The sequence below is a fragment of the Nocardia transvalensis genome (genome assembly GCF_015477765.1).
GTDB lineage: Bacteria > Actinomycetota > Actinomycetes > Mycobacteriales > Mycobacteriaceae > Nocardia > Nocardia transvalensis_A.
The window spans coordinates 188,251-199,822 of the sequence record NZ_JADLQQ010000002.1 but is presented as its reverse complement, the minus strand read 5'-3'; the positions used below and the strand labels follow the sequence as shown (position 1 = coordinate 199,822).

At 67.7% G+C, this 11,572-nt stretch carries 10 protein-coding genes; 6 read left to right on the top strand and 4 right to left on the bottom strand.

The window, feature by feature from the left end:
• The first annotated feature begins 310 nt into the window (after positions 1 to 310).
• The 4 genes from IU452_RS04960 to IU452_RS04945 all read left to right on the top strand — a co-directional run bounded on the left by IU452_RS04960 (position 311) and on the right by IU452_RS04945 (position 5,916).
• A complete protein-coding gene (locus IU452_RS04960; RefSeq protein WP_195107697.1) occupies positions 311 to 991 on the top strand; it encodes a heme oxygenase (biliverdin-producing) in 681 nt (226 codons plus the stop codon).
• A gap of 325 nt (positions 992 to 1,316) precedes the next feature.
• Complete coding sequence (locus IU452_RS04955) at positions 1,317 to 3,344, top strand: SDR family oxidoreductase (RefSeq protein ID WP_195107696.1); 2,028 nt, start codon at positions 1,317 to 1,319, stop codon at positions 3,342 to 3,344.
• Positions 3,345 to 3,460: 116 nt separating this feature from the next.
• Entirely contained in the window at positions 3,461 to 4,159 is a 699-nt protein-coding gene (locus IU452_RS04950) for a polysaccharide deacetylase family protein (protein ID WP_195107695.1), read from the top strand.
• 59 nt (positions 4,160 to 4,218) lie between these two features.
• Complete coding sequence (locus tag IU452_RS04945) at positions 4,219 to 5,916, top strand: bifunctional metallophosphatase/5'-nucleotidase (protein WP_195107694.1); 1,698 nt, start codon at positions 4,219 to 4,221, stop codon at positions 5,914 to 5,916.
• Positions 5,917 to 5,958: 42 nt separating this feature from the next.
• Here the strand turns inward: IU452_RS04945 and IU452_RS04940 are convergent, their stop codons facing one another.
• Entirely contained in the window at positions 5,959 to 6,612 is a 654-nt protein-coding gene (locus IU452_RS04940; RefSeq protein WP_195107693.1) for a cutinase family protein, read from the bottom strand.
• 264 nt (positions 6,613 to 6,876) lie between these two features.
• Between IU452_RS04940 and IU452_RS04935 the strand changes: the two genes are divergently transcribed.
• Positions 6,877 to 8,277 carry a WS/DGAT/MGAT family O-acyltransferase gene (locus IU452_RS04935; RefSeq protein ID WP_195107692.1) on the top strand — a complete coding sequence of 467 codons (1,401 nt, stop codon included), beginning with the start codon at positions 6,877 to 6,879 and terminating at the stop codon, positions 8,275 to 8,277.
• A gap of 3 nt (positions 8,278 to 8,280) precedes the next feature.
• Here the strand turns inward: IU452_RS04935 and IU452_RS04930 are convergent, their stop codons facing one another.
• Both IU452_RS04930 and IU452_RS04925 read right to left on the bottom strand, forming a co-directional pair.
• Positions 8,281 to 9,201, bottom strand: coding sequence for an alpha/beta fold hydrolase (locus IU452_RS04930; protein ID WP_195107691.1), 921 nt, complete (start codon positions 9,199 to 9,201; stop codon positions 8,281 to 8,283).
• A gap of 85 nt (positions 9,202 to 9,286) precedes the next feature.
• Positions 9,287 to 9,763, bottom strand: a complete 477-nt coding sequence (locus tag IU452_RS04925; RefSeq protein ID WP_195107690.1) for a DUF6194 family protein — start codon at positions 9,761 to 9,763, stop codon at positions 9,287 to 9,289.
• 146 nt (positions 9,764 to 9,909) lie between these two features.
• Between IU452_RS04925 and IU452_RS04920 the strand changes: the two genes are divergently transcribed.
• Positions 9,910 to 10,650, top strand: coding sequence for a MerR family transcriptional regulator (locus IU452_RS04920; protein WP_195107689.1), 741 nt, complete (start codon positions 9,910 to 9,912; stop codon positions 10,648 to 10,650).
• On the opposite strand, the gene IU452_RS04915 is transcribed toward IU452_RS04920, so the two are convergent.
• Positions 10,647 to 11,543 carry an expansin EXLX1 family cellulose-binding protein gene (locus IU452_RS04915; RefSeq protein ID WP_195107688.1) on the bottom strand — a complete coding sequence of 299 codons (897 nt, stop codon included), beginning with the start codon at positions 11,541 to 11,543 and terminating at the stop codon, positions 10,647 to 10,649. The two genes, IU452_RS04920 and IU452_RS04915, sit on opposite strands and share 4 nt — an antisense overlap.
• Positions 11,544 to 11,572 lie beyond the last annotated feature (29 nt).

Genomic DNA, 11,572 nt, shown 5'->3' with positions numbered 1-11,572 from the left:
TTCGGACATGGCCGTCACTGGAGTTATCGGTGCGGCACGCCCATGGTTAACCGCCGCCGACCGGTTCTAAGCAGGCTCACACGAACGAGGTGACCATGATCACCCGCGCAGGTCGGCACGCATGCCCGGCTCGCGTACTTCGTCCCGATACGGCGGCTTCGGCACCGGCATACCCGTCTTCCCGGCACGCTTTCGGCCGGGATCGGACCGTCCGAAAGTTTGATTCCCCCGCTCGGTCCGGCCGGTATCGTCGAGACTGTAGTTAGGGTACCCATAGTTCGTGCCCGAGACCCGCGACGAGGAAGTAGACATGCCGGATACCACCACCCCGTCGGAGACCGTGCCGTTCTCCACTCAGATCCGCACCGCAACCGAGCGGCAACATGCGGACGCGGAGAACTCCACCTTCATGAGCGATATGCTCGGCGGGTCCCTGGGTGTCGCGGCGTTCTACCGCTACACCGGCCAGCTCTGGCACGTGTACCGCGCCCTCGAGGAGCACTGGGACACCCTCGCCGACGATCCGGTCGCCGCGCCGTTCGTGCGGCGCGAACTGGCCCGGCTGCCCCACCTCGAGGACGATCTCGCCCACCTCGGCGGCGACGGCTGGCGCGACGATCTCGCGCCGCTGCCGTCCACGGCCGCCTACGCCGCCCGCATCGAGGAGTGCGCGCGCACCTGGCCCGCCGGGTACGTCGCCCACCACTACACCCGCTACCTCGGCGACCTGTCCGGCGGCCAGGTCATCCGCGGCACCGCCGAAAAGCTGTGGCACCTGCCCAAGCGCGGCAGCGGTGTACGGTTCTACGTCTTCGACCAGATCCCGAATCCGGCTGCCTTCAAACGGGAATACCGCACCCTGCTCGACCGGTTGGCCGTCGACGATCTGGAACGCCAGCGGGTGCTCGGCGAGTGCCGCCGCGCCTTCGACTTCAATACCGCGATGTTCCGGGAACTGGCGGCGGAATTCCCGGTGCGGCAGCGCGGCTGATTGATTGGACAAGCGACCAGAAGGTTGCTGATCGATTACCACCTGCATCGAACGGTTACACCAAACCGCCTGTCACACAGACCAATAGGCGCTCCCACGTGGTGACACGTCCCACACCACAGGGGGCGCCTTTTTGTTGCGCGCACCAATTGTGGACGGCTAAAGTTACTCACCAGTTAGGCACGGAGTTGTTCCTACTTCGGCCCGACTTCTGTTAGGGGGCCGATTCATCCACGTCCGCATCCACCGACGCATGTCGGACGAGCAATGTTGTGCTTCTAGCCAGAAGCGTTGAGCGACAACAGGTTCGAATGCAGGAGGGGCGATGGTTTCCTACATCGTGACGGGCGGTACCGGATTTCTGGGACGGCGCGTGGTGCAGCGGCTGCTGGCACACGACCACGACGCGGTGGTCCACGTGCTGGTGCGCGAGGCCTCCGCGGCCAAACTCGCCGAGCTCGCCGCGAGCTGGAACGCCGGCGATCGGGTCTTCCCGCTGATCGGCGATCTGTCCGCGGAACACCTTGGGCTGCAGGACGATCCGCCGCAGGCCCAGCACGTGATCCACCTCGGCGCCGTCTACGACATGACCGCAGACGAGGAGACCGCCTACGCCGCCAACGTCAACGGCACCCGCGCGGTGATCGCGCTGGCCACCCGGCTCGGCGCGATGCTGCACCACGTGTCGTCGGTGGCGGTCGCCGGTGATCACAGGGGCAAGTTCTTCGAGGACGACTTCGATCTCGGACAGAATCTCACTTCTCCGTATCACCGCACGAAATTCGCGGCCGAGAAGTTGGTGCGCGAGGCGAAGGACCTGCGCTGGCGGGTGTATCGGCCGGCGATCATCGTCGGCGATTCCCGCACCGGCGAGATGGACAAGATCGACGGTCCGTACTACTTCTTCCCGGCGATCGCGCGGCTGGCGGGCCTGCCGTCCGACCTGCCGGTGCCGCTGCCGGATCTGGGTGCCACCAATATCGTTCCGGTGGACTATGTCGCCGCGGCGATGGTGGAGCTCATCCTGCGGCCGGGGCTGAACCGGCGCACCTTCCACCTGGTCAACCCGCAGCCGCAGCCGTTCAGCGAGATCTATGCGGCCATCGCGCGGGCCGCGGGCGCACCGACCGGGATCGGTCCGGTGCCGGGCAGCCACACCGCGCTGCGGGCGCTGTCGCATCTACCCGGGGCGCCGCAGGTGCGCGATTTCCTGTTGCAGCAGCTGGGAGTTCCGGCCGAGGTGGCCCCGCACGTGTCGTTCCCCTCGGAGTTCGTCTCCGATTCCACCCGGGCGCAGTTGCGCGGCAGCGGGATCATCGTGCCGCCGTTCGACAGCTACGCCGACAAGCTCTGGCAGTACTGGCGTGCGCACCTGGATCCGGATCGGGCCCGCCGCCGCGTGGGTGGCGATCCGCTGCGCGACCGGATCGTGCTCGTCACCGGTGCGTCCTCCGGGATCGGGCTGGCCACCGCGCATGCCGTCGCCCAGCGCGGCGCCACGGTGCTCATGGTGGCCCGCAACCTCGACGACCTCGAGGCCGCGGCGGCCGCCGTGCGCGCGCACAGCGGTGCGGCACAGGCGTATCAGTGCGATATCACCGACGAGAAGGCGGTCGAGCTGCTGGTGAAGCAGGTGCTCGCCGACTACGGCCACGTCGACTACGTCGTCAACAATGCGGGCCGCTCGATCCGCCGGTCGGTGCTCAACTCCACCGACCGGATGCACGATTTCGAACGGACCATGGCGGTCAACTATTTCGGGGCGGTGCGGCTGATCCTGGCACTGCTGCCGTCGATGCGGGAACGCCGGTTCGGCCACTTCGTCAACATCTCCTCCATTGCCGTGCAGACGAAGGTGCCGCGGTTCGCCGCCTATGTGGCGAGCAAGTCGGCGCTGGACACCTTCAGCGAGATCGCGGCGGTCGAGAACGCCGATGCCGGAATCACCTTCACCTCGGTGCGGATGCCGCTGGTGCGCACCCCGATGATCGCCCCGACCGACCTGTACCGCTCGATCCCGGTGCACACCCCCGAACAGGCGGCCGCGATCGTGGTACGCGCCTTGGAGGAGCGTCCCGCGCGGATCGACACGCCCATCGGCACGTTCGCCCAACTGGTCGACACGGTGATGCCGTCGGTGAAGAAGGCGATCCTGCACCAGGGATTCCGCATGCTCGGCGAATCCAAGGCAGCCCAGGCCACCTCGACCCTCTCCGAGCCCGAACCCGGCTCGGACGAACAGCCCGCCCCTCGCAGCCCTTTGCTGGCGCTGGCCCCACTCGTCCAGCCGCTGATGGGCCTTCCCACCCCCGCGGCCCGCATAGCCAACAAGATCCCCGGGCTGCACTGGTAATCTCGACCGGCACGCCGGGATGACGGAGAGGCCGAGTCCGCCCTGTCATTCCGGCGTGTTCTCGGCCGGAATCCGGCGGTGGGCGCAATGGTGCACGCGCTGCTAGATTGCGGCGGGTGAAGCGGAGGGTGCTCGTCGGCGGGGCGGTGGGCCTGGTCGTGGTTGTCGGATTGTGGGTGGGGCTGTATGTGCTGATGAATTCGCGGACCTATCAGGTGGCGGGGACGCTGGTTCATCGGGTCGATACCGCGGACAAGGTCGTGGCACTGACCTTCGACGACGGGCCGACGGAGCGGACGCCGGAGATTGTGGCGGCTCTTGCGGCGCAGCAGGTCTCGGCGACCTTCTATCTGGTGGGGCGGGATGTGGATGCGCATCCGGAGTACGGGAAGGCTCTCGTCGCCGCGGGGCATGAGATCGGCAATCACAGCTACACCCACCGGCGGCTGATCTTCGTCTCCCCGCATACGGTTCGAGACGAGGTGGAGCGCACCGACGCCGCGATCGGACGGATCGGCTACCGCGGCACGATCACCTTCCGGCCGCCCTATGGGAAGAAGTTGTTCGGGTTGCCGTCCTATCTGTCCGATCATGAACGGACGACGGTGATGTGGGATGTCGAGCCGGACTCGCAGGGCGGGGCGAGCTCCGATCGCATCGCCGCCGACACCCTCGCAAGCGTGCGGCCCGGGTCGATCATCCTGCTGCACGCCATGTACCAGCCGAACTCGCTCGCGGCGATCCCGCGCATCGTGAGCGAGCTGCGCGCGCAGGGATATCGGTTCGTCACCGTGGGCGGACTACTCGCGCACTGATCGGGAAATTCACCGGGCCGCCGTGCACGCGCCAACCGGATCTGCCAGAGTCGTTCCCTATGACCGCTCGTCATCGTGCCCTCGGGGTCTGTGCGACACTGCTGGCCCTGCTGCCGGTAGCCGGATGTGGTGGATCGGGGACCGACACCGCCTCGCCCACCACGACCACCGCCGCGGCGATTCCGCTGGTCTCCACCGACGATCTGCCCGCCCCGCAGCCCGGGGAGGTCCACCTGTTCGGCATCAACGACCTACACGGCAATCTGCAGCCGCCCGGGGGCAGCAACGGACGCGTCGGCACCTATACCGCGGGTGGGGCGGCGTACCTCAGCGCACACCTGGCGAAACTGAAGGCCGCCTACCCGGACAGCGCCGTCGTCTCGGCGGGGGACAATATCAGCGCCAGCCCGCTGATCTCGGCGCTGTTCCACGACGAGCCGACCATCACCTACCTCAACTCGATCGGGCTCGCCGCCTCCTCGGTCGGCAACCACGAATTCGACCACGGCGTCCAGGAGTTGGCGCGCCTGCAGACCGGCGGAGGCTGCGCGCCCGACGGCTGCTCGCCCGGCGAACCGTTCGCCGGGGCGAAATTCCCCTATTTGGCCGCCAACGTCACTGACGGCAACGGTCACCTGCCGCCCGCCCTGCGACCGTGGACGATGCTCGAGGTGGGCGGCCACAAGATCGGCGTCGTCGGCACCGTCACGCCCACGACCGCCAATATCGTGCTGCCCGAGGGAATCCGGGGCTACACCTTCGGCGACGAGACCGACGCCATCAACAAGTACGTGCCCGAGATGAAGGCCGCGGGCGCGGAAACCGTGGTCGCCCTGCTGCACGACGGGGGCGCCCAGCGAACCCACGGCGGGCCGGTCGATTACAACGGCTGCGCCGACATCTCCCCCGCCGCGGCCGATCTGGCGCGCCGGACCGATCCGGCGGTCCGGGTCCTGGTCACCGGCCACACCCATCAGGCCTACAACTGCACCATCGACGGCAAACTCGTCACCCAGGCGTCGTCGTTCGGCCGGATCATCACCGACATCCGCCTGCGCTTCCACGACGGCACCGTGGACGCCGAGGCCGTGAACCGAGTCGTCACCCGCGACATCACACCCGAACCTGCAGCTACCGCTCTCGTCGATTTCTTTGCCGCGCAGGCCCAACCGCTCGGCCAACGCGTCATCGGAACCGCGGCCGCGCCCCTGTCCAGGGAACCGTCACCCGCGGGTGACTCCCCGCTGGGTGATGTGATCGCCGACGCCATGCTCGCCGCCCTCGCTCCCCAGCAGGCGGTGGCGGCGTTCATGAATCCCGGTGGGGTCCGCGCGGATCTGGGCGCCGGGCCCATCACCTACGAAAAGGCCTACACCGTGCAGCCGTTCGGCAACCAGGTGGTCGGCGTCCGGCTCACCGGACAGCAAATCCTGAATCTGCTGGAGCAGCAGTGGGACAACGCGAGCACACCCGGCGTGCTGTCGGTGGCCGGGATCACCTACGCCTACGACGACAAGGCCCCCAAGGGCCACAAGGTGCTCAGCGATACCGTCCGCATCGGCGGCCAGGCACTGAATCCGGTTGCGGTGTACGTGGTGTCGACCAACAACTTCCTCGCCGCCGGCGGCGATGGGTTCAGCGTATTCACCCAGGGCAGCCCGGCGGGCGTCGGCCCGACGGACCTCGATGCCTTCGAGTCCTATCTGAAGACGCACGGTCCGATCGAGCCGCCGTCGGGCCGCATCGAGAAGCGCTGAGGTCCCGGCCGCAACCCTGCCGGGACCAGGATTACAGCGGGCCTAGAGGTGGTCGGCGGCGAAGTTGGCGGCGCCGACGAAGCTGTCACCGTAGGCGACGTGAGAGGCCGGGTTCGTGCCGCCCGCGCACACCGGATCGCCCGGCGTGCAGTAGTTTCCCGTGCGCCACAGGTAGGCGTCCGGCACGGTCCAGCCGATCAGCCGCAGCGGATCACCGAACAGCAGCACCACGGCCACCCGCGCGGCGAGATCGCCGTCCATCCGGACCGCGCCCGGAACCCCCTCGGTGGCGCCGGTGCCCAGCGCGGTGTGCACCACCGCGGCGCCCTGCGAATACCCGACCAGGACGAACCGCTGCCCCGGGCACGCCGCGGCCCGACCGGCCACGTGCGCAACGAGATCCGCGCTGCCCATCCCCATCGAGTAGGCATTCGTCAGATCGGCCGGGTAGTTCACCCGATACGCGCTCGCGCTCATCGGCAACCGGTCCCGCAGCATCGCGAAGAGGGGATCGCCCACCTCGCTGCCGAGATATCCGGGCTCCTGAGTTCCCCTGGCCACCACCACATCCACCGCGGCACATCCCTGTGCCCGTGCGGGTTGGGCCGGATACAGCACGCCCGCCAGCAGGAGCACGGAACCGAATACCCAAGCGGTACGCCACTTTTCGGGCAGCAGCACCTTTCGGTCGCCCATTGTTCTCACCTTCTCACGCCGTTGTGAGCAGGCCCGCGTGACTTTTGTCAAAGACTATTGTCCCGGCCCTCTGTGACCCACGGTACGGTCCGGGCCGATGGGCGACAACGAAGTCTGCCGGAGGGATACCCAATCGCGTCGCAACCGTATCCGCCTGAAAGTGGTTACCCCACAGCAATTCCCCGCCGTAGGACCGGCGGGTCTGTGACCGACCTCCCGCCGGTTCGACGAGCAAACTAGAACACGTTCTCATAGGCTGTAGGCATGGAACGTATGACCGGGCTGGACGCCAGCTTTCTGTACTTGGAGACCGACACTCAACTCCTGCACGTGTGCGCGCTGATCATTCTCGATCCCGTCGCCGACGGCATGGACTACGAATTCGCCGCGCTGAAGGAGGAACTCGGCCGGCGTCTGCACCTGGTGCCGTCGATGCGCCGCCACATCCACCGGGTGCCGTTCGACCTCGATCACCCGGTCTGGGTCGAGGATGCGAACTTCGACCTCGACTATCACGTGCGGCGCATCGGAATTCCCTCACCCGCGGGACGGCGTGAGCTGGCCGAATTGGTCGCCGACATCGCGGGTCGCCCCTTGGACCGCAGCCGGCCGCTGTGGCAGCTGTGGGTGGCCGAGGGACTCGAGGGCGGCAAGGTGGCGGTGATCTCGAAGTATCACCACGCGATCGTGGACGGCATCACCGGCACCAATATGATGATGCACCTGTGCGATCTGGAGCCGGGTGTGCGCTATGCCGAACCCGACGAGGACCGCCGGATCACCGAATCCGAGCCCAACGACCTGAAGCTCGCCGCGGAAGGCCTGCTCCGGTTCCCGGCCAAGCTCGGCGCGTTCGGCATGGTGCCGAAAACCCTCGGCATGCTGGGCGGTTTCGTGGAGCGGCGGCGAAGCGACAAGAAGGGCATGGCGACTCCGTTCACCGCGCCGCGCACGCCGTTCAACCGCACCATCAGCCCGCACCGCTCGGTCGCGTTCACCAAGGCGAGCCTGGCCGAGATCAAGGACATCAAGTCCGCATTCGGGGTGAAGGTGAACGACGTGGTGCTCGCCGTCGTGGCCGGTGCGCTGCGCGACTACCTGCAGGCCTGCGGTGAGCTGCCCGACACCTCGCTGTTCGCGTCGGTGCCGGTGTCGACACACGGCACCTCGCGCCACGAGCAGGGCATCAACAAGGTGTCGACGCTGTTCTGTCGGCTCTACACCGACGTGGCCGATCCGGTCGAACGGTTGCGGCTGATCGCCGAGGCCAATCGCGGCGCCAAGGCCGAGCACGACCTGATCGGCGCGGACTTCCTGCAGGACTGGGCGAAGTACGCGCCGCCGAACACCTTCCAGCTGGCCGCGCGGGTCTACTCCAATTTCCGCCTGGCCGAACGGCATCCGGTGGTGCACAACCTGGTGGTGTCCAACGTGCCCGGCCCGCAGGCACCCCTGTATTTCCTGGGTTATCGCATCGACTCGATGTATCCGTTCGGCCCGGTGTTCCACGGCGCGGGCCTCAATGTCACCGTGCTGTCCTCCGGCGGGCATCTGGACTTCGGCTTCATCGCCTGCCGTGAGCTCGTGCCCGACCTCGAGACGATGGCCGACGCCGTGCACGACGCCATCACCGAACTGCTGAAAGCGGCCCGCGACACGGACTGACCGCTACCGCCGGGCAGCCACCGCCGCACAGGCCTCGAGGAGCACAGGGACAAAGGCGTCCGCCTCGAGTACGCAGGCCGCATGCCCGGCCGAGGCCAGGAAGATCTCCGCTCCGTCGATCATCTTCGCCATCTCCAGCTGCCGGTAGACCGGTAACGCCCGATCGTGGGCCGTGATGACCACCGACACCGGCACTTTCAGGCTCGACAGCCACTCCGAGGAATCGAACCGCCCGATCTCGGCAATGGCCTGCGCCATCGCCCATCCGTTGGCGGTGCGCAATTCACCCAGCGCCCACCGGTCCATCCGGCCGGTTTCCCAGGATGCCTGCGGCAGTTCCGGTAGCCGCCGGGCCGCGAGCGCCACCCGCCGGGTCGCCAATTCCGTCATCCCCTTGGCCAGCACGCCCATCGTGCGGTGGAAGGCGCGCTCGCGCCACTTCTCCTGGAAGCGATAGGTGGTGGCGCACAGGACCAGTCCGCCGATGCGACCGGGGTGGCGGTGCGCGGCGAGCTGGGCGACGATGCCGCCCATGGAATATCCGGCCAGGATCGGTCTCTCGAGGCCGAGCAGGTCCGCGACGGCGATCACGTCGTCGGCGAGATCGTCGAGAACGAACCGCTCCGAACGGATTCCGTGGCCGTGCCACCGCTGATCGTAGAGCACCACCCGATAGTGCTCCGACAGCTCTGCCAGGGCCGGGAACCAGTTCAGCATGGCGGTGGTGACCACGCCGTGCAGCAGGACGACCGTCGGCGCCCCCGCCGGGCCCGGGATGTCCACCAGATAGGTGCGCCCGCGGCCGGGCAGCTCCACGATCGTGCCCGAGGGCACCTCGGTCAACCGCGAGATCCGTTGGCCGAGGCGACGTCCGGGCCGTCGCCGGGGCCCGGCCGGGTCCGGGGCCGGGTTCGGATTCGTCATCGAATGTCTCCCGCATGCCGTCCGCACACGGCGGAATTAGAACACGTTTCAATCGATGATGCCACAGCCCCGGACCCGGGCGGCGTCAGGACAGCGGGGCCGGCCGGTGGCGCACCTGCCAGTTGGTGTGTTTGCGGACCGCGAATTCGTACGACTCGGTCAGCATGGGCAGGACGGTGTCGAGGGTCTCGGGACCCGGGTTCACCACGCATACCCAGTACTGAGCGGCGTAGATCGGGTGGGGCATCAGCCGATCGCGGGCTGCATAGTCGTATCCGGTGTCGAAGACGCCGTGTTCGTCGCGGCCACGGGGAACGGCTCCGAACAGGGCGGTGTAGCGGTCCTTCGGCAATCCGATGTTCAGCCGATAGGTGTCCGGCTCGGACAATGCGGAGACCTGGTCGTAGTTGTCCCCTGTCACGATGGTCACGAACGGCATCTGACGCTGGGGCGGCAGATTGCCGTCGGGGTCGTAGATGAAGAAACTGTCACCGAGGTTCTCGGCCACCTCGATTCCCTCGAACCGGTCGAGAAGATAACGCTTCATCTCGTCGGCGTTCATACCAACCTTTCTCACCACTTTCGAATGAACTCGCCATTCAAGTGTCTCATTGAACTGCTGGTTGGGACTTTCTCGACGTTACGTCCATTAAATTCCCGGAAATCGGTGAAAAACCCTCAAGTGGGAGTTGTAGCTAGAGTGAGAGCATGACCGATCGTCACACAGGCGCGGAACGCCGATGGCGGGTCGTCGAGCTGGCGCGGCTCGCCGGAGTGTCCGAACAGCAGATCCGCAACTACGCCGATACGGGTGTGCTGCCCGAGGCGCCGCGCGCCGCCAACGGGTATCGGGAATTCACCGATCATCACGCCGATGCGCTGCGGACCGCGCGGGCTTTCGCGGCCGGGCACGGCTGGGGGTGCACGCGGCTGGTCCTCGGTGCCGTGCACGACGGCGATATTCCGAAGGCGCTGGCGGCCATCGATGAAAGCCATGCCGAACTCGCCCGCGAACGCGCGCTGATAGCCACCGCCGTCGCGGCATTCGCCGCCGCAGCCAACGATCCCGGACCGGCGCCACGCCGAACGGCCCGCATCGGCCGGGTCGCGGCGACGGTGGGCGTGCACGCCCCTGTGCTGCGGCTGTGGGAACAACGCGGGCTGCTGCGGCCCGGTCGGGATCCGGCCACCGGCTACCGGGTCTTCGACCCCGCCGAGCAGCGCGTCGCTCACCTGATTGCGGTGCTCCGGCGCGGCGGCTTCCCCTTTCCGGTCATCACCGCCGCGATCGAGCATCTGCGGACCACCGGCAGTATCGACAGCGCCCGCGCCGAACTGGCTCGCCGCGACCAGCAGGTGCACGCCCGCAGCCTGCAGCGGCTGCGCGGCACGGCCGCGGTGCACACCTACCTCGACACCTACTACACCACCGGGCGGCCCGTCGCCTAGGTGCAGTCGACGATGACCGTCTTGGTCGGCGCCGGGGCGGGGGATGTGGTCGCGGTGGTGAGCGGTATAGCGGACGGGGCGGGCTGACCGTAGAGGGTGAAGCCGGTCCGCCGCACCTCACCCGGGGTGACGGTGATGCCCGGAACCAGCACCTGGTGGCCTTCGGAGTCGGTCACCAGGGCGACGAACGGGCCCGGGCCCGCGCCGGAGACCGTCCAGTAGTTGTCCATGCCCCGGATCAGGGTGTGGCCCCGGCCGCCCGATTCGGGACGGATCTCCACTCGGCTCAACGGATTTCCGGTATCGGCGAACACCAGGCCGAGCCATGCGGGCGAGGAGCCGTCCTGCACCCGGTAGACGAGTTCGGGCGGCGGGACAGGGTCGTGCACCCGGCTCAGCCGGATCGACGCGACGCCGCTGTGACGATCGGCGACGCGGGTGAAGGCCGCGGTGCTCAGGTCGTATTGGTGCGGCTTGCACCCCGGGCAGCGGTCCACGACGACGGCCCGCACACTGCCGAGCGGGCCCTCGACATCGACATGGGCCCCGCAGGCGGCGCCGCCCGCGTATTCCTCGGTCGGCACGCCGACGTAGTAGCCGTCCATCGGCAGCTCCGGGAACGAGCAGGACACGTTCTGATTGAACGTGTAGTAGCGGGCCTGACCGTCGACGGGTGGGTCACGGCGTTCTCCGGCTGGGATCTGCTGTGCTGCGGTGGAATTCGGCACCAGGGTGGTCGTGGTGGGTATCGCGGTGGCCGAGACGGTCCGGCAGGTGGACGACTGCGGTCGCACCACCCACACCACGAACGCCACCACGGCCCCCAGGATCAGCGCCCCCAGCACCCACGGCCAAGCGGCACGGATGTGTTGCTGCTGTGTTACCCGATGCATGGTCCTGCCTCCGGATCACCTCACGGCGC